The 23,325-nt window shown below is 63.0% G+C and carries 21 protein-coding genes and 2 pseudogenes; 15 read left to right on the top strand and 8 right to left on the bottom strand.

Going from position 1 to position 23,325, the window contains the following annotated elements; genetic code table 11:
• Positions 1–39: 39 nt before the first annotated feature.
• Entirely contained in the window at positions 40–2,100 is a 2,061-nt protein-coding gene (locus tag IY145_RS17770; protein WP_210332688.1) for a hypothetical protein, read from the bottom strand.
• A 60-nt stretch (positions 2,101–2,160) separates the two neighbouring features.
• Between IY145_RS17770 and IY145_RS17765 the strand changes: the two genes are divergently transcribed.
• Positions 2,161–2,862, top strand: coding sequence for a hypothetical protein (locus tag IY145_RS17765; protein ID WP_196409421.1), 702 nt, complete (start codon positions 2,161–2,163; stop codon positions 2,860–2,862).
• Here IY145_RS17765 and IY145_RS17760 read toward each other — a convergent pair.
• A complete protein-coding gene (locus tag IY145_RS17760) occupies positions 2,752–3,417 on the bottom strand; it encodes a hypothetical protein (RefSeq protein ID WP_196409420.1) in 666 nt (221 codons plus the stop codon). The genes IY145_RS17765 and IY145_RS17760 overlap by 111 nt on opposite strands.
• A 133-nt stretch (positions 3,418–3,550) precedes the next feature.
• Positions 3,551–4,264 carry a hypothetical protein gene (locus IY145_RS17755; protein ID WP_196409419.1) on the bottom strand — a complete coding sequence of 238 codons (714 nt, stop codon included), beginning with the start codon at positions 4,262–4,264 and terminating at the stop codon, positions 3,551–3,553.
• Here IY145_RS17755 and IY145_RS25830 point away from each other — a divergent pair.
• The 8 genes from IY145_RS25830 (at position 4,251) to IY145_RS25335 (ending at position 11,906) form a co-directional block, all read left to right on the top strand.
• On the top strand, positions 4,251–4,622 hold the full coding sequence (locus IY145_RS25830) for a hypothetical protein (protein WP_246722090.1): 372 nt from the start codon (positions 4,251–4,253) through the stop codon (positions 4,620–4,622). The genes IY145_RS17755 and IY145_RS25830 overlap by 14 nt on opposite strands.
• Positions 4,580–5,767, top strand: coding sequence for a PepSY domain-containing protein (locus IY145_RS17745; protein WP_246722089.1), 1,188 nt, complete (start codon positions 4,580–4,582; stop codon positions 5,765–5,767). The genes IY145_RS25830 and IY145_RS17745 overlap by 43 nt, the downstream gene beginning before the upstream one ends.
• 303 nt (positions 5,768–6,070) lie before the next feature.
• Positions 6,071–6,892, top strand: coding sequence for an alpha/beta fold hydrolase (locus IY145_RS17740; RefSeq protein ID WP_196409418.1), 822 nt, complete (start codon positions 6,071–6,073; stop codon positions 6,890–6,892).
• A gap of 46 nt (positions 6,893–6,938) precedes the next feature.
• The gene (locus tag IY145_RS17735; RefSeq protein WP_196409417.1) at positions 6,939–7,619 is read left to right on the top strand and encodes a hydrolase; all 681 of its coding nucleotides are present in this window, start codon (positions 6,939–6,941) and stop codon (positions 7,617–7,619) included.
• Between the two features lie 84 nt (positions 7,620–7,703).
• Complete coding sequence (locus IY145_RS17730; RefSeq protein WP_196409416.1) at positions 7,704–7,952, top strand: XapX domain-containing protein; 249 nt, start codon at positions 7,704–7,706, stop codon at positions 7,950–7,952.
• 53 nt (positions 7,953–8,005) lie between these two features.
• Positions 8,006–9,856, top strand: coding sequence for an amidohydrolase (locus IY145_RS17725; RefSeq protein WP_246722088.1), 1,851 nt, complete (start codon positions 8,006–8,008; stop codon positions 9,854–9,856).
• A 26-nt stretch (positions 9,857–9,882) separates the two neighbouring features.
• Positions 9,883–10,791 (top strand): VOC family protein, encoded by a 909-nt coding sequence (locus IY145_RS17720; RefSeq protein WP_196409414.1) that lies wholly within the window; start codon positions 9,883–9,885, stop codon positions 10,789–10,791.
• A complete protein-coding gene (locus IY145_RS25335; RefSeq protein WP_210332687.1) occupies positions 10,788–11,906 on the top strand; it encodes a DUF1275 family protein in 1,119 nt (372 codons plus the stop codon). Before IY145_RS17720 ends, IY145_RS25335 begins: the two co-directional genes overlap by 4 nt.
• A gap of 28 nt (positions 11,907–11,934) precedes the next feature.
• Here IY145_RS25335 and IY145_RS17705 read toward each other — a convergent pair whose 3' ends face one another.
• Entirely contained in the window at positions 11,935–12,864 is a 930-nt protein-coding gene (locus tag IY145_RS17705) for a LysR family transcriptional regulator (protein WP_196409413.1), read from the bottom strand.
• Positions 12,865–12,976: 112 nt separating this feature from the next.
• Between IY145_RS17705 and IY145_RS17700 the strand changes: the two genes are divergently transcribed.
• From IY145_RS17700 to IY145_RS26185, 4 genes and pseudogenes are all read left to right on the top strand, one after another.
• Positions 12,977–13,675, top strand: coding sequence for a pirin family protein (locus tag IY145_RS17700; protein WP_196409412.1), 699 nt, complete (start codon positions 12,977–12,979; stop codon positions 13,673–13,675).
• Positions 13,676–13,734: 59 nt separating this feature from the next.
• The gene (locus IY145_RS17695; RefSeq protein WP_196409411.1) at positions 13,735–14,166 is read left to right on the top strand and encodes a DoxX family protein; all 432 of its coding nucleotides are present in this window, start codon (positions 13,735–13,737) and stop codon (positions 14,164–14,166) included.
• Positions 14,167–14,295: 129 nt separating this feature from the next.
• Positions 14,296–15,024 (top strand): annotated as a pseudogene (locus IY145_RS26190) (MFS transporter); the annotation flags it as partial.
• A gap of 64 nt (positions 15,025–15,088) precedes the next feature.
• The gene (locus IY145_RS26185) at positions 15,089–15,940 is read left to right on the top strand and encodes an MFS transporter (protein WP_312030641.1); all 852 of its coding nucleotides are present in this window, start codon (positions 15,089–15,091) and stop codon (positions 15,938–15,940) included.
• A gap of 6 nt (positions 15,941–15,946) precedes the next feature.
• On the opposite strand, the gene IY145_RS17685 is transcribed toward IY145_RS26185, so the two are convergent.
• The 3 genes from IY145_RS17685 to IY145_RS17675 all read right to left on the bottom strand — a co-directional run bounded on the left by IY145_RS17685 (position 15,947) and on the right by IY145_RS17675 (position 19,913).
• On the bottom strand, positions 15,947–17,356 hold the full coding sequence (locus IY145_RS17685; protein ID WP_196410598.1) for an alginate export family protein: 1,410 nt from the start codon (positions 17,354–17,356) through the stop codon (positions 15,947–15,949).
• Between the two features lie 89 nt (positions 17,357–17,445).
• On the bottom strand, positions 17,446–18,888 hold the full coding sequence (locus tag IY145_RS17680; protein WP_196409410.1) for a catalase: 1,443 nt from the start codon (positions 18,886–18,888) through the stop codon (positions 17,446–17,448).
• 110 nt (positions 18,889–18,998) lie between these two features.
• Positions 18,999–19,913, bottom strand: a complete 915-nt coding sequence (locus tag IY145_RS17675) for a helix-turn-helix transcriptional regulator (protein WP_196409409.1) — start codon at positions 19,911–19,913, stop codon at positions 18,999–19,001.
• 153 nt (positions 19,914–20,066) lie between these two features.
• Between IY145_RS17675 and IY145_RS26610 the strand changes: the two are divergent.
• Positions 20,067–20,402: pseudogene (locus tag IY145_RS26610) on the top strand (transcriptional regulator); the annotation flags it as partial.
• A gap of 168 nt (positions 20,403–20,570) precedes the next feature.
• Positions 20,571–22,940 (top strand): ATP-binding protein, encoded by a 2,370-nt coding sequence (locus IY145_RS17670; protein WP_246722086.1) that lies wholly within the window; start codon positions 20,571–20,573, stop codon positions 22,938–22,940.
• A 172-nt stretch (positions 22,941–23,112) separates the two neighbouring features.
• Here IY145_RS17670 and IY145_RS17665 read toward each other — a convergent pair whose 3' ends face one another.
• Positions 23,113–23,316 (bottom strand): hypothetical protein, encoded by a 204-nt coding sequence (locus IY145_RS17665; protein WP_196409407.1) that lies wholly within the window; start codon positions 23,314–23,316, stop codon positions 23,113–23,115.
• Positions 23,317–23,325 lie beyond the last annotated feature (9 nt).

Genomic DNA, 23,325 nt, shown 5'->3' with positions numbered 1-23,325 from the left:
AGGGAGACGCGCGACGCTGCGTTGCGCCGCGCACGTTCATCATTGTCGAACGGGGCCGACGTTGCCGATATTCGGACCGGCCGATTGCTGGACGTTCACGGTGACTGGGGTTTGCAAAGCGGAGCGGATTTGCGTCGCGATCGAAGCGCCGCCGGCCGTGAGATCGGATTTCCAGCCGCCCGAAAGGTCGCCCGCCTTGGCCTTGAGATCGTCGGCGCCCGAAGAGATATCGGCATGGACGGCTCGCCCGGCGGCTTCGAATTCCGCCGTTGACGTATGCAAGCCGGATATGGTCGATTGAAACGCCGTCGAGAATTGCTTCAGCGTCTCCTCGAATGTCCCGGCCGAGAATGCGTGCTGCGGAATGGTGGAGTTCCACCCCGCAGTTCCCACCGGCGCGCCAGCACCGGCCGCTCCATAGGGGAGCTGTCCATTCGCCGCGCGCGCCGGAGCGCCGAAGTTCCGAATAGCGGCCCGGTTGGCGGCCGACATTGCAGAGATAATTCGATCTATGCGCCCGATAATGTTGCCGGTCTCGTCATTCGAGAGGGAGCCGCGGAAATCGTGCAAACGCTTCTTCAGGTTCTCAACCTCGTCTGCCGCCTTTTTCGTCTGCTCCGTCTCGCGTCGCTTGCCTCGAAACCACTCGTCATTTGGTCTATCCTGCCGGCCGCTTCCGCCAGGATGTGCCTTCGTCCATGCCGCTGTTCCCTGCTTTTTGGTCGCGTCGATCACGCCGGCCCGCACAAGGCCATATGTGACGCCGCCGACTGCGGCGGCGCCGAGCGCGCTGGCGACTGCGGCTGCGGTGACGGGGACGGCCGCTGCGGCGACTGTGGCCGCAACGGTTTTTGTTCCCGCGGTCGCCGCAGCGCCGGCCGCGCCCGCGCCAGTCCCGACGACGCCAACGCCAGCGGCGCGCATGAGAGCGGCCGCCGATGCGTCCAGCGCCGTCGCCGAGCTGGTGAGCGCAGTTGCCGCGCCGGTGAGCGGGTTGAAGAGCCCGAGCAGCTTTGCGCCGCCCCAGGCGGCCAGCGCGCCGCCGGCCGCCGTGCCAACGCCCGCCTTGACGAGGCCGCGTCTGTCTGCGTCGGTCGCGTCAGGCGAAAGAGCCTTAGTGATGTCGGTAAATAAACTCCGCGTCGTCGTGAGGCCGGGGATGACGAGGCCTTTGATTTTGTCGCCGATCTCGCCGAAGGCCGACTCCGCTTGCTTCGTCATCGCGACGAAGGCGGCATTGTAATCTCGGTTTACGACGCCCCTTGCCGTCTCTTCATCTTGTCGCACATTCTCCGCAGCCGCCGACTTATTGGCGTTTTCCATCGCCTGCGTGAACCACTTCATGAGGATGTCTTGTTGCGTCGTGCGGCCCGTAATCGTGCGGAGGAACTTCGCCAACTCGACCGGGCTTTGTTTCGCATCAATCCCCTTTTGCTCGAGGATCGGGCCTATCATTTTCGAGAGCCACCCTCCGAAGTCACTGCGGAGAAGTTGCTCGTCTTTAAGCTCATAGTTTGAGACTTTCCCCTTAGCGTCGATGTTGCCCGTCGCCAATCCATTACGGATCAAATTGGCGAGCACTTCCTTCGGGGATCGCCCGGTGAAACCATTTATGACGCTCGTCAAGCTGTTGCCGGCGGTAGAACCGCTCATTTCTGCGCCGAGGAAGAGGACGTTCCGAAGGTTGTCGACCGATTGCGTGAGCGCGTTTTCCTTCAGATACTTCGTCGCCATTTGGATTTGGTTGGCGTTGATGTTGCGGCCTTCGATCGACTCGACGCCTTGGATCATTTCCATCATGGCCGATGTCTTCGCAGCGTTGAACTGGCCGTGTGAATCGACGAGCGCGCCGGCCATTTCGAGCGTCTTGACGAGGCGCGCATTCGAGTCGCGGACCTGCTTGGCGTCCTGGCCCTGGCCGACGGCGAGCTGTTGGCGCTTGGCGAGCAGTTCCATGAGCTGCGATTGCCCACCGCGATCGTGAACTGCGGCGCCGATATCGTTCAATGTCTCAAGGTTGTCGGCGATCGACGTCGTCGTGTATTTCGCCGAGACCCGCGCAGCCTCGCTCTGCGCCCACCTGATATCGCCCGGCGACATGCCGCGCTGGAATAGCCGCTCGCCGGCGGTCGACCGTTCCTTCGCGCCCTCGAGCGCAACATGGCTCGCATGGACGATGACGCTCCCGAGGGCGGAGATCGTCAGGGCTTGGGCCAGCGTGAGGTCATGGCCGAACGCGCCACTGAGCGCCGCGTTGCCGATCGAATGCGCGGGGTTGGTGTAGAGGTGCGCGCTGTAGCCGCCATTTCGTCCGCCATGGCCGCCGCGCGAGCCGCCACGGCCGCCGCCCGGGCCGCCAAGCGCGAGCGTGTTTTGGAGGTGCCCGGCATGGCGCGCACTCGCGCTGAGACGGCGAACCTGCGAATTGGCGCGCGCCGCTGCGGAGCCGAGTCGATCGGCTTGGGCCGCTGCCGAGCCGAAGGAAGCAGCGAGCGTGCCCATGCTCTTCGCCGTCGCGCGCGCCTCGGTCGACTGCCTCCGGAGCATGGCGTCCATGCTGCTCGAGCCCCGCGCTTTCATCGCCGGCATGGCGAGCTTGTCGAGATCGCCCTGAACCTTTCGCGCCGTCGCGCCCAGCCGGCGCAGTTCGCTATTGATCCTCTTCAGCGGTCCCGTGCTGCGGTCGAGCACAACCAATTCCGCGCTCTCAACGAAGCGAGCCATGGCGGTTTCCTTCTGGGTGTGAGGCGATCAAGCGGCGCCAGCGGCGGGCGTGGCGCTGAGCTGCGCAAGAACGTCCATCTGACGATTGAAGGCGGCCACGACAACGCTTTCGAGTTCGTCGCCGTCTATGCCGGATGACGGATCGAAGGTGGCGCGCAATGCGCCGACGAGCCGGCCCACGGCTCGCCCACGAAGGAAGCCCGCGGCGACGCGCTTATCGACGCCCGGCAAGGCCTCGGCGCGCTCGACGAGTTGCAACTCGTCGAAACATTCCTGCGCGCGGTCCTTGATCGCGAGTTCCAGACTGCGATGCGCTTCCTGATTTGCGTCCATCGCGCGCGCGATCTCCGTCGGGTCGGAGTCGAATTCACGCTCGGCCTCGCCATAGGCCGCGGTCCAAATGTCTTCGATAATCCTGCGCACGATTGCGGCGGCCGGATTGTCTCGAAACTGTTCGCGCAGGCGCTCGGTCTCGGCGCCGATGTGCTCGCCGAACTGGCGCGCCCGCACAAGGTCGCGACTCTCGGGAGGGATTTTCAGGAGAAGCGCGAAGGTCTCGGCCGCACTGGCTCGCGTGCGCTCTGCGATCTCGCCGCGCTCCACAAGATCGGCGAGGGCGGCGCGCTGCTCTGCGGCGCGGTCGGGGCAAGCGTTCTCGTTCGCGCCTTGGGGCGCGTGGTGAAGTTCGGACATGATGTGGAGCTCTCGTGATGCGCGGCCGAGGCGGCGCGAGAATCAGGCGATTAGAAGGTCTCCACCAATCAGGTGGCCCGCGCCGCGCCTCGTTTCGTCGTCGCGCTTTTTGAAAGCGCTTGGCGGCATGCTTTCAACAGTGAGTTACTACACCATTTGCGACGGAGAACGATCCGCTCGGCGGCCCTGAGCACGAGACGCCGACAGCCGCCGACATATTACCGTAGGGGTCTGTCGTGAGAACGCCGGGGCCATAGGCGGAAAATTGCATTGGCCCCATAAACGTAACCGCGCGGTCGGAACCGACACGTTGATATTCGGTCAGCGACGCGGGCTCGCCGCCCGTTCCGGCGTTAGAGCCGACATAGCGGGAGAAATACGGCACCGTCGTGAAGTAGTTCGTCATTTCAGCCATGCCGTGACCGAGATACTTCGAATTTGAAGCATCGATGTTTGCCCCGATCAACCCGCCAGCGTTCGCCATAAATGAATACGAGTTCAGCCACCCAAAGAAGGAGACCGCTCCGCTCTCATACACTCGCTGATATTCCGTCAGGGCCGCAGTCTCGCCGCCGGTGCCCGCGTTGAACCCGACATAGCGGGAGAAATACGGCACGATCGAAAAGTAGACCGCCTCTTCGGCTATTCCATGTCCGAGGTATTTTGTATAATTCGCGTCCAGGTTTGCCCCAATGACGCCGCCGGAATTCGTGATGAAGGAATACGAATTCAACCATCCGCGCAGCGAATTGATCCGCCCGTCGCCCATCCACACGCCTGGAACACCAAATATCGGCTCGCTTCCGTTGGCATTGGAAACATGAGAGACGAGGTTGTGTTGGTTCACCGATGCGGGCGAACCCGTGGATATGACCGGCGCATCTGCCCAGGGTGAAAAATCTGAGCTTTCAATTGAACGTGCGCAATTTGCTCGACGAGACCTATTATACGGGCGCGACCAGTCGCAACGCCATCATACCCGGCGCGCCTCGGACGTTCATTTCCTCGATGCGGGCGGAGTTCTAGAAATACGAGAGGAAGAGATGCGGCAAATCACGACCGGGCTACAGCCCCTTTCTTCCGGCGCGGTCGACGCGCCGGCCACTTCGGCGCGAAGCGCCGCCGACACACGGACGCGCGCCGACGCGCGTCGCCGCTTCGTTTGGCTCCACCGCTGGGTCGGCCTCGTCACGGCGGCTTCCTGATCCTGGTCGGGCTGACCGGGGCGCTGCTCGCCTTCTATGGGGAACTGAGCCATTGGATCGCCCCGGAGGCCTATCCGGGGCCGCATGGCGAGACGCTCCCGCCCGCCGCCCTCGCGCGCCACGCCGAGAGCCTCGTTCCGCAGGGGCGCGCGGTCGCCGTCTATCTCGGCGGCGAATCCGGCGCGGCCCGCGTCACGATGCAGGCCGCGACAGGCGCCGAGCCGCTCGGCTTCGGCGCTGTGACGCTCGACGCCGTGACAGGCGAGGATCTCGGCCGCCGCGGCAGTCCCGGCGCGCTGCCCAGCCGCGCCGCCGACATCATGCCTTTCGTCTACAGCCTGCACTACCAATTGGCGACGGGCTCCACCGGCGCCTGGATTCTCGGAATCGTCGCGCTCTTATGGACGATCGATTGCTTCGTCGCCTTCTATCTGACGCTGCCGCGCGCGAGCCCCGGCAATTCGCGCAGCTATCTCACGCGCTGGAAGCCGGCTTTTCTCGTCAAGCTCTCCGGCTCCTTCTATCGCATCAATTTCGATCTGCATCGCGCCGGCGGATTGTGGCTGTGGGCGATGCTGCTCGTGTTCGCCTGGTCCAGCGTCTTCTTCAATCTGAACAGCGTCTATGCCGGTGTGACCAAGCTCGTCTTCGACTACTCGCCCCCGCCCTGGGAATGGCCCGCGCAGCCGCCGCGCACGGACGCGCGCAAAATGCTGGAATGGGAGGAGGCGCAGGCCGTCGGCCAGCGGCTGATGGCCGATGAGGCGCGCGAGCGCGGCTTTTCCATCGAGCGCGCCGATGCGCTCTACTACAAGCCGGCCAAGGGCCTCATCCAATATCGCGTACGGTCGAGCCGGGATATCGGCGAGCGTACTGCGACGACTTCCGTTCTCTTCGACGCCTATACGGGCGAGCTGGTGACGCTGAGCCTGCCGTCGGGGCTGCGCAGCGGCGACACCGTCACCAATTGGCTCACCGCCCTGCATATGGCGCGCGTCTTCGGCCTACCCTATCGCATCTTCGTCTGCATCCTGGGGCTGGTCATCGCCATGCTCTCCGTGACGGGAGTGTATATCTGGTGGAAGAAGAGAGCGGCCAAATCGGCGCCTTCCGGCCGGCGCAAGCCCTGCCCGGGCAAGCCGTAGCGGCGGGCGCTCGACCTCCGATCGCGCGCCCCCGACGCCGCTGCGCGCTAACCAGTATCGCCTTGAAAGCGTCGAAGAATAATCGCAACGCCGCCTGCACCTGAACGTCGGGATCGAGCCGAGCTGCCGAGCACGATCGTTATAAGCCCACGCCGAATGTTCAAGACCAAGGCGCCGGCCGGACTTAGTCTTTCAAGCAGGCGACCAGGAAAGCATCGCCAGAACGGCTCGTGCATTTCTCTGAATGAGACGCACGATGAGCCGCAATGCGCCTCCGATCACGGCAGCCGAGGAGCCGAGAGCATGAGCTACTTCACCGCATCCGACGGCGTGGAAATATTTTACAAGAGCTTCGGCGAAGGCCAGCCGATCGTGTTCTCGCATGGCTGGCCGCTGACGGCCGACGCATGGGAAGGGCAAATGCTGTTCTTCGGCATGCGCGGCTATCGCGTCGTTGCGCATGACCGCCGCAGCCATGGCCGATCTCAGCAGGTCTGGGACGGCAATACGATGGACCGCTACGCGGACGATCTCGCCGAGCTGCTCGAGCTCCTCGATCTGCGCGATACCGTTCTCGTCGGGCATTCGACCGGCGGCGGCGAGGTCGCACGCTACGTCGGACGCCATGGCGTCGGTCGCGTCGCAAAAGCCGTGCTCGTCGGCGCCGTGCCGCCGATCATGCTCGCCTCGTCCTCCAATCCAGAAGGTCTGCCGATGGACGTGTTCGACAGCACGCGCGCCGGTGTCGCGAGCAATCGATCGCAATTTTTCAAGGATCTCGCCGTTCCTTTCTATGGCCATAACCGAGATGACGCGAAGCGAAGCGCGGGGCTAGAGGACGCCTTCTGGCTGCAAGGAATGGAGGGCGGGCTGAAGGGGCTTTACGATTGCATCCGCGAGTTTTCTGAACTCGACTATTCGCCCGATCTCGCGAAGATGACGATCCCCACATTGTTCATCCACGGCGATGATGATCAGATCGTTCCCCTCGCGGCCTCGGCACGGAAGGCCGTTCGGCTGACGCCGCAGGGCGAGCTTCTGGTCTATCCCGGCGGATCGCACGGTCTCGCCCAAACCGACCCCGAGAAATTCAATCACGACGTGCTCGCGTTCATCAAGCGCTGACGCGCGAGACGCCGCCCAAATCCGCAATCCACAATTGGAGAACGACATGACCGCTAAGCTCGAATTGCTGACGCCGCAGAACAGCCAGCTGATCTTCATCGACCACCAGCCGCAAATGGCCTTTGGGGTTCAGTCGATCGATCGGCAGGCGCTCAAGAACAATGCGGTAGCCCTCGCCAAATCGGCGAAGGTGTTCGCGATTCCGACGACGATCACCACCGTCGAGACGGAAAGCTTCTCCGGCCACACCTACCCAGAGCTGCTCGCCGTATTCCCTGAGGCGCCGCTCCTCGAGCGCACCTCGATGAACTCCTGGGACGATAAGAAGGTCCGCGACGCGCTGGCCGCGAATGGACGCAAGAAAGTCGTTGTCTCGGGCCTGTGGACCGAGGTCTGCAACAATTCTTTCGCCCTCTGCGCCATGCTGGAAGGCGGCTATGAAATCTACATGGTCGCCGACGCCTCCGGAGGCACATCGAAGGAAGCGCATGACTATGCCATGCAGCGCATGATTCAGGCGGGCGTCGTACCCGTGACCTGGCAGCAGGTCCTGCTCGAATGGCAGCGCGACTGGGCGCGGCGCGAAACCTATGACGCCGTTATGTCGATCGTGAAGGAGCATTCCGGCGCGTATGGCATGGGCGTCGATTACGCCTATACGATGGTGCACAAGGCGCCGGAGCGTGTCTCGCACGGCCTCACTCTCGCGCCCGTCCCGGAGATCTAGCGCATCGTCCAACTTTCGGGCGCGGAAAGCTCGTGCGTCGCCGACGCCGATTCTCCGTGCCCGAATCCGGGAAGAGAATTGATCATGAGCTCCTATCTCCTATCCCTCGGCGCCGGACTTTTGATCGGCGTCGTCTACAGTCTTCTCGGCGTACGTTCTCCTGCGCCGCCGGTCGTCGCGCTCGTCGGGCTCGCCGGAATATTGCTCGGCGAGCAGATCGTTCCGATCGCCAAACGGATCGCCGATCGAGCCGAGCTCGTCCGCTTCATTCGCCATGATTGCTCGCAACATGTTCTGGGGCCGCTCCCCGCGAATAAGGACCGCGACGGCTGACGCGGACGCGTCGATATCCATCAATGACAGGCTCGCGCCACCGGAGGCTCGAAATGAAAGTCAAGGACCTGATTATCGTCAACGCCGAGGTGACGACGCTCGATCGCGCCAATCCCATCGCCCGCGCCGTCGCGATCCGTGACGACAAGTTTCTCGCCGTCGGCTCCGAGGCGGAGATACGCGCGGCGGCGCCCGATGCGGATGTGATCGACGCTGGCGGCAGGCGGCTCGTGCCCGGCCTCATCGACAGCCATATTCACGTGATCCGCGGCGGGCTCAATTATAATATGGAGCTGCGCTGGGACGGCGTGCCGACTCTCGCCGATGCGATGGCGATGCTGAAGAAGCAGGCGGAAAACACGCCGCCGCCGCAATGGGTGCGCGTCGTCGGCGGATTCACCGAACATCAGTTCGCCGAGAAGCGCCTGCCGACTCTGGACGAGATCAACGCCGCGGCGCCCGAGACGCCAGTGTTCATTCTGCATCTCTATGACCGAGCCCTGCTGAACGCGGCGGCGCTACGCGTCGTCGGCTACGGCAAGGACACGCCCGATCCGCCGGGCGGCGAGATCGTTCGCGACGCCGCCGGCAATCCGACCGGCCTGCTGCTCGCCCAGCCCAACGCAACGATCCTCTATTCGACGCTGGCCAAGGGTCCGAAGCTGCCGCAAGAATTTCAGCTGAATTCCACTCGGCATTTCATGCGCGAGCTGAATTCGCTCGGCGTCACCAGCGTCATCGACGCCGGCGGCGGATTCCAGAATTATCCCGACGACTATCAGATCATCGAGAAGCTGCATCAGGACGGCGAGCTGACGCTGCGCATCGCCTATAATCTCTTCACGCAAAAGCCGACGGAAGAACTCGCCGACTTTGCGAATTGGGCGACGAAGGTGAAGCCGGGCGACGGCGACGATCTCTATCGCCACAATGGCGCCGGCGAGATGCTGGTCTATTCCGCCGCCGATTTCGAGGATTTCCGCGTCGAACGTCCCGACATGCCGGCAAGCATGGAAGGCGATCTCGAGCCGGTCGTGCGCTTGCTCGCCGAACGCAAATGGCCTTGGCGGCTCCATGCGACCTATGACGAGACGATCGGCCGCGCGCTCGATGTATTCGAGAAGGTCGACAAAGATATTCCGCTCACGGGCTTGAATTGGTTTTTCGACCATGCCGAGACCATCAGCGAGCGCAACATCGATCGCATAGCGACGTTGGGCGGCGGCGTCGCCGTGCAGCATCGCATGGCGTTTCAGGGCGAATATTTCGTCGAGCGCTATGGCGCCAAAGCCGCGGAGGCGACGCCGCCGATTGCACGCATGATGGCGGCCGGCCTGAAGGTCGGCGCGGGCACCGATGCGACGCGCGTCGCCAGCTATAATCCATGGGTCTCGCTCTCCTGGCTCGTCACCGGCAGGACGCTCGGCGGCCTCACGCTCTATCCCGCGCGCAACCGTCTCGATCGCGAGACGGCGCTGCGCCTCTGGACCGAAGCCAATACTTGGTTCTCGAACGAAGAAGGCAAGAAGGGCGAAATCAAAGTGGGGCAGCTCGCCGATCTCGCGCTGCTGTCCGATGATTATTTCAAAGTCGCTGAAAGCGAGATCGTCCACATACGTTCCGTGCTGACGCTGCTCGGCGGCAAGATCGTTCACGGCGAAGGCGACTACGCCACGCTCGCGCCGGCGCTGCCGAAAGCCATGCCCGATTGGTCGCCCGTCGCCTCCTTCGGCGGCTATCGCCGCGCGCCCGACTCCACGCGGAGGCTGGCCTCCGCCTGCGGCTGCGTTTCCGCCTGCGCCGTGCATGGGCACGACCATGCGGCCGCGCTCGCCGCGCAAGTTCCGACAGCCGATGCTCGGAGCTTTTGGGGCGCTTTCGGCTGCGGCTGCTGGGCGGTTTGAATGTCGATCTGAAATTGGAGACGAATATGCGCCGAACCAAATTCCTCGTCGCGGCCGCCGCATTCGGCCTCGGCGCCGCCATCACCACAGCGGCTCCCGCCGCCTCCAAGCCGCGCGCCGCGACCGACTTCTCCGTGGGGCCGCAATATGACACAACCCACGTCTATGTCGCGGCGGCGGACTTCGACAAATTCGTCGCGAGCTTCGTCGCGACATTCGGCGGCGAGACCAGCAAGCAGGGCCAATTCCAGGTCACGCCGACATCCAGCCTCACCAAATCGCAGCTCGTGCTGACGCCTGCGGGGACGATCTCCGTATTTGGCTTTCTCACGCCCGTTCCCTATCCTTTCGGGGCCGAGCGCACCGGCTATCTCGTCACCGACATCGACGCCGCGGTGAAGGCGGCGCGACGCAATGGGGCGATACGGCTGATCGAAACCTTCCCCGACCCCATCGGCCGCGATGTCGTCGTGCAATGGCCAGGCGGCGTGAACATGCAGCTCTATTGGCATACAGCCAAGCCGAATTATGCGCCGCTGACGAGCGTCCCCGAAAACCGCGTCTATCTCACCGCCGACGCCGCCGATGAGTTCATCCGTCACTGGACCGGCTTCGCGCATGGACGCATCCTCTCCGATGAGAAGTCGGCGCCCGGAAGCGAAGCGGGCCAGCCGGACAAGACCATCCGCCGCGTCCGCATCACCTCCGGTTATGGCAAGCTCACGCTTCTGGTCTCGAACGGACAATTGCCCTGGCCCTGGGGCCGCGACCTCACCGGCTATGAGGTGAACGACCTTCGAGCGACGCTCGCCAAGGCGGAGGCCGCCGGGGCGAAAGTCGTCGTGCAACCTTATGACGCCGGCGATCGACACGCGGCGCTCATCGAATTTCCAGGCGGCTATATCGCCGAAATCCATCAGGCGCGCGCGCGATGAGCGCGACCGCCAGGCCCATCGCGGCGATTCTCTCGTCGCGATGGACGAGCTTCCTCATTCGCCTGCTGCTCGTCGCGGCCTATCTGCTCGGTGGCGTGAGCAAGCTTTTGGATTGGCAAGGCGCCGTGGCGGAACAGGCGCATTTCGGACTGCATCCGCCCACCCTCTTCGCCGCGCTGACGATAGCGGTCGAGCTCATCGGTCCGGCGCTCATTCTTCTCGATCGATTGGCGTGGCTCGGAGCTGCGGCTCTCGGGATTTTCACCTTGCTTGCCGCTTTCATCGCGAACCCCTTCTGGACGATGCCGGGGCCGGAGCGCATAGCTGCGGCGAACGCCTTTTTCGAGCATCTCGGGCTCGTCGCGGGTTTCGCTCTCATCGCCATGCTCGACCTCGGCAAGCGCGACCGAAAGCCGCTCATGGGCGATCCCTCGCAGTCTCCGCTGCCATGGCTGCTCTTGTTGCTCTCGGTCACGACCGGCCTCGTCGATGCGATCAGCGTGCTCGGCCTCGGCAAGGTCTTCACCGCGAATATGACCGGCAATATCGTCTTCCTCGGCCTAGCCGCGACAGGGGCGCCGGGCTTCGAGGTGACGCCTTATCTCGTCGCGCTCTCCGCCTTTCTGCTAGGCGCGCTCGGCGCCGGGCGCATCGGTCATGCGCATGTCGGCCTGCCGCTGCGTCGCTGGCTGACGGCGGCCGCGATCATCGAGGCGTTATTGATCTGGACGAGCGCGGTCATAGCCTTCGGCGTCGAAGCCACGAGCCCGCGCTCGGCGATGACGATCTACGCGATCATAGCCTTCACCGCCGTCGCCATGGGCTTTCGCAACGCGACCATTCGGCAGCTGAAGATTCCCGATCTGACCACGACCGTTCTGACCTTGACGCTGACCGGCCTCGCCGCGGATTCGCCGCTCGCCGGCGGCGCCAACGCCAATTGGCCGCGGCGCCTGGGCAGCGTCGCGGCAATCTTTCTCGGCGCGGGAATCGGCGCGTTTCTCGTCGTCCATAGCGGTCTCGCGGCGCCGCTGTTCCTGGCCGGAGCGCTGATCCTGCTTGGAACCATCCTCTGCGCGCTTCATCCCTCATCGAGCGAGCCGGCAAAGGGTTGACGAGGTTTTCTCGAGAATGAGATCCCGATCAAACGTCGCTCAGCCCTTCGACCGGCGAAGCGGCCGCGCCCAGCGCAACAAAGCGATCGACCAGCCAGGAGGCGGCCGGCCCCGGCGGAGCCTCGCGCCGCCAAATGCACGAGAAGCGATAAATTCCGCCCCGATGATCCGACATGGCCAGCCGCACGAGCGCGCCCGACGCCAGATCGTCCGCGACCATTTGCAGAGGCATGTTGCCCCAGCCGACGCCCTCGCGCAGCAGGGCGTGCTTCGCGCCGAGATCGGCGAGCCGCCAGCTGCGCGGGCTCACCACCGAGAAATCGCGCCCCTCGGTGAAGCGCGAGCGATCCGTGAGCACGAGCTGCGTATGCTCGCGCGCGGCGCCGGGCGGGATGCGCGCCATGCGCCCCAGAGGATGATCGGGAGCCGCCACCGGGATCAGCGCGACCGATCCGGCCGCTATGCTCTCTATCCCCTCGACTCCGAGCGAGAGCGGACCGGACACGCCGATCATCGCCGCCCCGCCCTGCACCATCGCCGTTACCGCGCCGAGCGCCTCCATATGCAGCCGCAGCTGCACGGTCGGGAATCGCCCCGCGAATTCCCGCAGCACGGCGCCCACCCGCTCCGTCGGCAGCATCACATCGACGGCGAGATCGACCTCCGCCTCCAGCCCCTCGAGCAGGCCCTTGACCTTGGCGCGCAAATCCTCGACGCCGCGCGAGATCGCCCGCGCCTCCGCCAGCAGCGCGCGCCCCGCCACAGTGAGCCGCGGCTTGCGCGTTCCCTCGCGCTCGAACAGCTCTATGCCGAGCTGCGCCTCGAGATTGGCGATCCCATAGCTGATCACCGACACGGCGCGATTCAGCCGCCGCGCCGCGCCGGCGAAGCTGCCGGCGTCGACGATGGCCAGGAAGATGGTCAGCTGGTCGAGGCTGGGCGCGCCCGGATTGCTCACTTTTCAACTTTCTCGAATAGTTCGACCAAAATTATCCGACTGAACAGAAGAGCCTACAACCCTTAAATCCGTCTCCATCGACAGCGACCGATCACGCGACAGGAGATTGCAGATGATCGAACTGAGACCTTTCGACAGCCTCGGCGGCGCCGATCACGGCTGGCTCGACGCCAAGCATCATTTCTCATTCGCCGACTATCACGATCCCGAGCGGATGCATTGGGGCAATCTGCGCGTCTGGAACGACGACACGATCGCGCCTCACACGGGCTTTCCCACGCATCCGCATCGCGACATGGAGATCGTCACCTATGTCCGCGAGGGCGCGATCACGCATCAGGACAGCCGCGGCAACAAGGGCCGCACCGAGGCAGGCGACGTGCAGGTGATGAGCGCAGGCTCCGGCATCGCGCATTCCGAATATAATCTCGAGAATGGCCCGACCCGGATCTTTCAGATCTGGATCCTGCCGACGACGCGCGGCGGCGCCCCCTCCTGGGGCTCCCGCCCCTTCCCCAAGGGAGATCGTTCGGGCCGCTTCGTCACCCTCGCGTCCGGCTTCGACAATGACGGCGACGCGCTGCCGATCCGCACAGCCGCGCGCGTCGTCGGCGCGACGCTGCGGGCCGGCGAGACGGCGGAATATGCGCTCGGCCGCGCGCGCAAAGCCTATCTCGTGCCGGCTGTCGGCGCCGTGCGGATCGACGATGTGCGCGTGAACGCCCGCGACGGCGCGGCGATCAGCGACGTCGACATCCTGCGCGTCACCGCGCTGGAGGACAGCGAGATCGTTCTCGTCGACGCAGCGTGACCATTGGCCGGCGCCGACGCGCCGGCCGCCTTCGCAAACATGACAAAAGGATCGAGACAATGACCAATGTTCGCAATGCGGATTACGCCGCTCTGCTGCTGCGTGTGAGCCTCGGCGCGCTGTTTCTCGCGCATGGGCTGCTCAAAGTTTTCGTATTCACCCTGCCTGGAACAGCGAAATTCTTCGAGCAGCTCGGCTATCCCTCGCTGCTCGCCTATGTGGTCGTGGCCGCGGAGATCGGCGGCGGCCTCGCATTGATCTTCGGCGCGCTCACGCGCATCGTGTCCGTCGCGCTCATTCCCGTGATGATCGGCGCGCTGCTCGTGCATCTTCCCAATGGCTGGCTGTTCTCCAACGCCAATGGCGGATGGGAGTTTCCGGCGCTGTGGACGGCGCTCTTGATCGTGCAGGCCCTGCTCGGCCCCGGCGCCTTCGCCGTCAGGCTCCCGCATTCAGAAGGACAGGCGCTCGGGACCGCAGCGCGAGGCTGAAGCAAGCAATCAGCGTCCCACGACAGTGATTGCGCAGGGTGAATAGAGCGCTCATCGAAGTTCGATTCACCCTGCGCGAACACGGACCTCCGCCAAACCGCTCTGAACGAATCTGCCGGGAAACGACCGATGATCGATCTCAAATCTCATGAGCCGAACGATCTATCCGCCAGCCAATCCTTTTGGTCCGCGTTCCGCCATCGTACTTTCGCAATCATATGGACCGCGACGGTCGTCTCGAACATCGGAACCTGGATGTACAACGCCGCATCCGGCTGGCTGATGACCGGCCTGGACGCTAGCCCGATGACAGTATCGCTGATCCAGGTCGCGTCGAGCCTGCCCATGTTTCTCTTCGCGCTGCCGGCTGGCGTGCTCGCCGACATCGTCGACAGACGCCGTTTCCTCATCTACGCGGAAATTTCTGTCACAATCGTCGCCGCAGCGAGCGCCGTGCTCGTCAGGCTCGATATCATCACTCCTTTCCTCTTGCTGCTCTGCACCTTCCTCCTGAGCATCGGAGCAGCCCTCACCGCACCCGCCTGGCAATCGATCGTTCCGCAGTTGGTCCCTCGCCGCGATCTCCCCGCAGCGGTCGCGGGCAATGGCGTCGGCATCAACATCAGCCGCGCCATCGGTCCAGCCCTCGCGGGCGTCGTCATCGGCGTATTCGGAAACGCGGCTCCATTCTGGCTCAACGCCGCGAGCAATTTCGCCGTAATCGGCGCGCTGCTCTGGTGGCGTCCGCCGGCGAAAACGGAGCATGCTTTGCCGGCCGAGCGGCTGATGAGCGCATTGATCATCGGATTTCGCCATGCCCGCTATAATCGGCCATTGCGGGCCGCTCTGATGAGAGCGGCTTTCTTCTTCTTTTTCGCGAGCGCCTATTGGGCTCTCCTTCCACTGATCGCCAAGCAGCCAGATCGACAGCGGCCCTGCCGTCTATGGACTTCTTCTCGGCGCCATCGGCCTCGGCGCCGTCGTCGGCGCCTTCGCGCTGCCGCGCCTGAGGCGCGTGCTCGACGCGGACCGGCTCGTCATTCTGGGCTCCTGCGGCACAGCGGCCACGTTGGCGACGCTCGGGCTCGCGCGCTCGCCGACGCCTGCCTTAGCCGCATGCGTTCTCGCCGGCTTCTCCTGGATCCTCGTGATCGCGACGCTCAATGTTTCGGCGCAGATTTCGTTGCCGGACTGGGTGCGGGGACGCGGACTCGCCATGTTCGTGACCGCTTTCTTCGGCGCGATGACCCTCGGCAGCGCCGTCTGGGGGCAAATGGCCACGATGCTCGATCTTTCGACGACGAATTACGTCGCAGCGGCAGGACTTCTGTTCGGCATTCTGCCGAGCCGCCGATGGAAGCTCTCCGCAGGCGCCGGCCCCGATCTCACTCCGTCCATGCATTGGCCGAACCCGGTGATCTCGATCGATGCGGAGGCGGATCGCGGCCCCGTCATGATCAGCGTCGAATATTCCGTCGACTCCCGGCATCGCGACGCGTTTCTACGAGCTGTCCGCCAGCTCGGCGAAGGACGACGCCGCGACGGAGCCTATGCCTGGGATATTTTCGAAGACGTCGCCCAAGAGGGACGCTTCGTCGAAATCTTCTACGTCGCTTCTTGGCTCGAGCATTTGCGGCAGCATCGTCGCGTGACGAACGCCGATCGCATCCTTCAGGAAATGGTTCGCCAATTCGGGGCCGACCAGGAGCCTAAAGTCACCCATCTCATTGCCGCATCCTCGAGCGCCTCCGGCGCCGAGCGCGTCGCCTCATAGGTTCGTTCACCACAGAAATTTGACTTCCGCGCCGAGATAATTGGCGTCATGTCCGCCGGCGCGACGAATTGTGTCACCCGCCGCGAAATGCACGCATTCGAGCGCGGCGGAAAGATTGGCCGTTACAGACCAATCCACGCGCAATTGCTCATAGGCGCCTGTCCAACGGCCGGGCGATCCTGCGGTGCCGGCGACGGCGATATTCGGAAACACATAGATCGCATCCGCTGTGGTTTCGCGCCATTGCAGGCCGATGCCCGCGAGCACAGTCACCTTGTCGCTCGCCGCGAGAGTGAGGGACGGTTTGAGGTGAATGAGATTCGCATAGCCGGTGAATCCCGCCAGCGTGAAGTAATAGCCATTGGGAAATAGCGGATCGAAGGTCTCGATCCGTCCATCTCCCCTGCGCCGGTCCCCTGAGGCTGCATCCGCTTGAATGCCTATGCGCGGCCTCAGCGGCAGCATCGAGAAGCGATAGCCTGCGCGCGCCCCCACAGCCCATGCGCGAATGCTCTTGGCGCCGACGTTTCCCGACTGCGCCATTCCCTCGACATCCCAATCAAATCCGTCTTTCTCTCCGGCGAAGCGAATATCGAAAATATGTCGCCGCTCGTTTCCCGAAGCATCCAGATAGGAAGCATTCCTATTGCCGAAAAAGGAATAATAAGCGGAGAGCTCGTTCTGGCCGAAGACATGCCGCTCCATGCGCAGGGTATGGAATTGAATATCTCTCGTCGATCTATCGTCGAAAGCCTGTTCCCGATAATATTGAACCGGGCGGCTTACGAAGCCGAGAATGCGCCAAGGCTCCGCCTCGAAATCGAGCCACGCCGCGTCGAAGGCTTGCCTGACGTTCGGACCGTCTCGATTCGAGACGAAGCGCTGGAGATCGAAAGCGAACTCCTGGCGACCGATGCGCGCCTTCAGCACGCCATCGGGGAACGCATGGCCATATTCCAAAAAGGCCAAACGAAGATCGGGAGGATTCTGATCGGCCTTTCCCAGATTTTTTTTGTCGAAGGCGCGCGCATCCTCGATCTGCGCAAAGAGTCGCCAATCCTCACTCAAATGCAAATCGGCGTGCAGCTGAATGCGCTGAAGCAGATAGCTGTCGTTCCGATTGGTTTTGCCGACGCCGAAGGACGGCGCATTGGCAAGCTCGAAGCGCTCACGCAGAGTCGCGCCGAAGGAGAGATAGAAATTCGGATCGCTCGGCGACAGCGGGATAAATTTGAGCTCGTCTCCGGGCTCTGTGCGGAGGCCGGGATCGGCGAGCGCGGACCAATTCTCCTGCCAACGATTGGACATGAGTCGCGGTCGGCTCGGCGCGACGCTCGCGGCTTCATCCGCATGCGCGCCGCAAGCCGAGACGATCACGATCAACGCCAATGCGTTTCCGCCGCCTCGCCACGACATGATGCTCACCCTCTACGCCGAACGCTCCCTGCGCGATCTCGAGCCATCGTCCGAGACGGCCGGAGAATGCTCTCGCGTCCGAGTTTCGCTCAGTCGCGCTTCAACGCCGCGCGCACTCCCGAACCATAGCCCGGATCGACGGCGTCGAAATGCGCCAATTGGCGCTCGACGATCTCCGCTGGAACGCCAGCCATCGCAGCCGCGATATTCGAAAAGAGCCGCGCTCTCTCGCCCTCGTCGAATAATGCGAAGAGCGCGCGTGGCTGGCTGTAATAATCATCGTCGCCGCGCTGGTCCCATTGTGCGCCGTCCCCCTCGATCGGCATCGGCGGCTCGCGAAACTCCGGGCTCTCGGCCGGGCCGCCGAAGCTGTTCGGCTCATAATAGGCGTCGACCACTCCGGTCTGCTGACCGACGAAGTTCATCGCACCGTCCTTATGGTAGACTCTCACAGGCGATCGAGGTCGATTCACCGGCAGCGACTCGTAATGCGTCCCGAGCCGATATCTATGCGCATCGGCGTAGCTGAAAATTCGCGCCTGGAGCATTTTGTCGGGGCTCGCGCCTATTCCCGGCACGAAATTGGATGGGCTGAACGCCGCCTGTTCGATCTCGGCGAAATAATTATCGGCGTTGCGGTTCAGCTCCATCTCGCCGACTTCGATCAGAGGGAAGTCGGCGTGCGGCCAGACTTTCGTCACATCGAAGGGGTTGAAAGCGCAGGCGCGCGCTTGCGCTTCGCTCATGATCTGGATGAACAGAGTCCAGCGTGGGAACGCCCCCGCCTCGATCGCGCCGAACAGAGCCTCCTGATAGGTCTCACGGCTCTGACCGACGATGTGTGACGCCTCATCATTGGTGAAATGCTTGTGTCCTTGCCGGGTCTTGAAATGGAACTTCACCCAGCAGCATTCGTTGGCGGCGTTCCAAAACCGATAGGTGTGGCTGCCATAACCATTCATATGCATAGGCGTCTGCGGCAAGCCGCGATCCGACATCAATATCGTGACCTGATGCAGGCTTTCCGGCGTCAGGCTCCAAAAGTCCCACATCGCCGTCGCGGAACGGAGATTGGTCCGCGGGTGCCGCTTCTGCGTTCGGATAAAATCAGGAAATTTGAGCGGGTCTCGCACGAAAAACACCGGCGTGTTATTGCCGACCAAATCCCAGTTTCCCTCATCCGTGTAGAATTTCAAGGCAAATCCGCGAACGTCGCGCTCGGCGTCGGCGGCGCCGAGCTCGCCGGCGACCGTCGAAAAGCGTGCGATCAGCGGCGTGGTCTTGCCAACGCCGGAGAACAGCGAAGCGCATGTATAGCCGCTGATGTCATGCGTTACTGTGAATTGACCATGCGCGCCCCAGCCTTTGGCGTGAACGACGCGCTCTGGAATGCGTTCGCGATTTTGATGCGCCAGCTTTTCGAGCAGACGCCAATCCTGCAACAGCAACGGCCCGCGCGGCCCGGCCGAGAGGCTATTCTGATTGTCGGCGACAGGCGCGCCGGCCGTGGTCGTCAATCTGGACCAAGTCATCATCGATCCTCACGATTTTTCATGACGATCGGATACGCCGGCTGCTGCGAAACGTCTTGCATGTTCGTATGCGCTATTTCACAATCGTCCCGTGACGGCTGCGCGTCCTACTATCGCACGCGCTGCCGCCAAACCTTCGGCGTCACTCCGACATCCCGGCTGAAAATTCGCGTGAAATGACTTTGGTCGGAAAAGCCGCAGTGAAGCGCGATTTCCGACAAGGGGAGGTTCGTCGTGCGCAACAAGCGCTGCGCATTGTCGATCCGCTGCTTCAGCAGCCATTGATAGGGGCTGATACCCGTCGACTCGCGAAAAGCCCTGAAAAAGTGACTGCGAGACATATTCAAGGCCTCAGCGATCGCGGCGATCGACGTCCCATCCTCCTCGTCGGTGGAGACGAGCATCTCCTTCGCCTTCCGAACCATCACGGAACCCAGTCCGCGATCGAAGCCCGTCGCTTCGCTTCGCCGATCGCCATGACGCTTCAACAGATGCGCGCCGATCGTAGTCGCCATCTGCTCGACCAGCATCGAATCGAGGAGCTCCGGATCCTCGAGGAGTGGGAGAACGGCGTTTGCGAGGTGATATAAGGTTATGTCTCGCTTCGCGAGCTGGCGGGCCAGTCCGACATCCGGTGAAACGCCTGCGACTTTTTCTGCATCCCGCCAAAACTCCGGCATCAACTCGATGAGAAAGAAATCGAAGCTTCCATCCAACTCGGCTTTGTAGTTCTCTTCGAAGTCTCGGAGATAGATGTCGCCATGATCGAATAGGCAATCATGCGCGGCTCGCCCTTCTCGAAGGCTGCGCCGGTGCCCGTCGGCCAGGGAAATCCCGATCAGAACGCCGCGATCCTGCGCCGGCGTGGCGACTTGCGCACGATGCCGCCCACTGGCGGCCTTGCGGCGAAAAACCATATGGCCCGCGTCCAATGCCTGGTCCTTGCTCAGCTCGGTCAGCGAGCAGCCGAGAGAGTCCTTTATGGCGCCCGCTTTCGGGCTCGCGCCTTTTGCCGCTGCATCCATTTTCATTTTCCTTCAGCATGTTACGAAAAGGATTCTGCGCCGTATCCGCCTCGGTAGGCCCGCGCGCTCGACGGTCGGGAGACAATTCGCCCGTCCCGGACAGAGACAATTATGTGTATTTAATTCACGTTACAAATCTGATTTTGTTAGTTTATGTTAGCCGGGAACGACGCGGCGCGGATCGTCGCAGAAGAGCCCGGCTCGGGGGATGTTATGGAGGGCGTCTACACCTTTGGGGATTTCCGGCTGGAAACGCGCTCCCGTCGCCTATCCCGCGGCGATCAGACCGTGCCGATCGGGGATCGAGCGCTCGACATCCTGCTTCTCTTGATCCGGACACCGGGCGAGACGGTCAAGCGAGCCGACATCGTCGCGGAGGTCTGGGGAGCATCGCAGATTTCGGATGGAGCTTTGAGATTTCAGATCAATGAATTGAGAAGCGCGCTGAAATCGGATGGGGCTCGGCTGATCGGGACCGTCGCTCGAACCGGCTATTATTTCAGCGGAACGGTGAGCTTTCGCTCAGAGCCTCGGTTTGTCGAAAGTGCGATCGAGAGACCAACGCAGAGCGCGGAACGCCGAAAGCGCTTCGAAACCGGCGCGATCGTCGGTCGGGACGACACGATACGCGAAGCCATCGATTCTCTCGGGCCGAATGTGTCCCTCACCATCACTGGACCGGGCGGCATCGGCAAGACCACCGTTGCAAAATGCGTCGCGCGCGCGCTCCTTGCGGAGGCGCCTCCTGATCCGATCTGGCTCGACCTGTCGAATGGATCGGAAGACGAAGATATTTGGCCCGCGCTCGCGCGCGAGCTCGACGTCGGCGCGGGCGCGCAAAACATCGCTCAGGCGGCGCTGTCCGCCCTGCCGAAGAACACGCCGCTGTTCGTTCTCGATTGCTGCGAGCATGTTCTCGACAGCGTCAGGCGCTTCATTCGCGACATCCGAAGCATGGGTCTTGCGACGCCGATCCTCGCGACCTCGCGCGAGACTTTGCGTGTTCGCGACGAGCGGATCATTCGGCTCGCGCCGCTCGGCTTGCCCAGCGCGAACGAGCATCTCGATTTTGCGAGCGCCGGCGCCTATGGCGCTCTCGAGCTGTTCATTCGACGCGCGCGAGACATGGCGGGCGAATATACGCTCGCCGAGACCGATGTGGATGCCATCCGAAATATCGTTCGGCGGCTCGACGGCATTCCTCTCGCCATCGAGCTCGCGGTCGCGCATCTTTCCAGCTTCAGCCCGCAAGATCTCGATCGGCTCCTGCAAAAGGATTTCGATCTCGTCGGTCTTCTGCCGCGCGACACGCCGGATCGGCATCAGACGCTCCGTAACATGATCGACTGGAGCTATGATCGGTTGGACGCACGCGATAAGACCGTGCTCGACCAATTGTCGATTTTCGTCGGCGGCGCAGACCTCGACGCCTGTCTGCATGTGATCTCCGGAGAGGGCGTTTCCCAAAATGGATTGATCGAGGCGCTGGCGCGATTGGTCGAGAAATCGCTCGTGATACGAGAATGCGCAAGCGGGCGCGCGCTCTATCGGTTGTTGGACACGACGCGAGCGCATTGTCTGGCGAAGCTCCGCTTGCGCGGCGAGGAGGATCGCGTTCTTTCGCGTCTGACGCGCTATCTGGCGGCGGTCATCCGCGATCAGACGAGCGTCGAAGGGCATAAGCAGACGGTCGACCGATGGTTCGGTCCCGCCTGTCCCAATCTGTCCAATCTGCGCCTCGCAAAGGCTTGGGCCTTCGGCGCCGGCGGCGATCCGGCGCTCGCCGTCGAATTGGCGCAATATGCGGCGCCGCTGCTGATGCAGCTCTCCTTGTTGTCCGAATGCGAGAGCATGGCGCGCGACGCTCTCACCGATCGCGAAAAGGTCGATGCTCCGTCCGAGGTTTGGCAAGCGCTGAGCGCGTTTTTGGGGGCTGCGACTCTGGCGACAAAGGGGCCGACCGACGACGCGAAAGCCGCGCTCGAAGCCGGCTCGAGCCGAGCGGCGACCCCATCGAGCGCCCGGATCGCAGCCTTGGCCGCGTCAGGTCTCTATTGGCTCTGGATGTATCGCGGCGAGCCGCTGCGCGCGCTCGCTTGCGCGGAGGCTTTACGGCCGCAGGGCGACGCCGACCTAGGCGAGGACGACGATCTCGTGGCGGATAATTACGCCGCCATGGCGCATCAGGCGATGGGCCGCACGGCCGCGGCTGAACGAGAGCTCAGAGACGTGGTCGATCGCCAAGCCCGCGTCAGCCTTGGCCGCTTCATGCGCATCGGGAGCGATCCCGGTCTCATGTCGCAGATTTTTTTGATGAAGACACTCTGGCTGCAAGGACGCTTTCGAAGCGCTATCGACCTCTACGAACACATCCGCCCCGGCTTGCGCGCGCCGGAGCATGGGCTCTATCGCGCCTGGGCGCTGAACGAGGCGCTCGTTCCTCTCTATTGCGCCATGGGGGATTATGACGCTGCGCGCGCTGTGATCGACGAGCTTGCCGTGTCGGCGCAAAGTCAGTCGATGCAGATCAGATGCGTCGCGGGGCTCGCGGCCGAAGCCGCTCTGGAAACCAAAGTCTCAGGCCGTGTGCGATCGGACTTGCCGCGCTTGCTGGGAACATTGCGCCGCAATCATTTCCATCTTCTTTTGCCGTGGCTCGAAGGCATTCACGCCGAGGCCCGTCTCGCGGAAGGCGACCACAATGCCTGTCGCGCCATTTTGATGGATGCGATCTCTTTCTGTGAAGCCAACCAGAATGGATGGTGGTTGCCGGAGCTCTTGTCGCTTATGGGGCAATTGGAGACACGCTCGGCGAACGATGCGATGGCGGCGGCTTGGTTCGAGAAGAGCCATTGCTTATCCACGTCGCAAGGCTCGCTCGCGCTCGCGATCAAAAACCTCCACCGCGTCAAGATTTGGAGCGATGCGCCGCTGTCTCTACGAAAGAAGGCAGATATTTGGGGCCACTGGCTGTCGGAGCATTATCGCGACGACGGCGATCCAATGTTTTGGGTTCCGAAAGACTGAACGCGAAAGGCCAGAGCCCAGAGGCGGCCGACACTCACCTTTTGGGTTTCGATCGTAGCTCTCACGAACCTCCGTCTTTCATTTACGGCGCAAGCAAGTCGCTCGAGACAAACGCAGACGATTATCGTCGGAAATCGTGGAACAGCCAAAAGGCGGAGTTCCCGCGCGCCCGCTACTTCGCGCCATCCGACGGAACGAAGAGCTTTTCCGAATTTACGAAGGGGCCAACAGGAATGATCTTCCATTCGCTGAGCGCGGCTTTCACCAGCGGAAAGTTGCGCGAAGACCTCCGGCACTTTTCCGCCGGATGCGCATTCTGCGAGCCTATCATCATCGCCGTCATGTCGGTCGCCGCCGGGCGCTCGAGGAAAGACACGCCTCCCAG

Source organism: Methylosinus sp. H3A (assembly GCF_015709455.1).
Taxonomy (GTDB): domain Bacteria; phylum Pseudomonadota; class Alphaproteobacteria; order Rhizobiales; family Beijerinckiaceae; genus Methylosinus.
The sequence above is the reverse complement of the archived record's forward strand: the minus strand, read 5'-3'. Positions and strand labels throughout refer to the sequence as shown.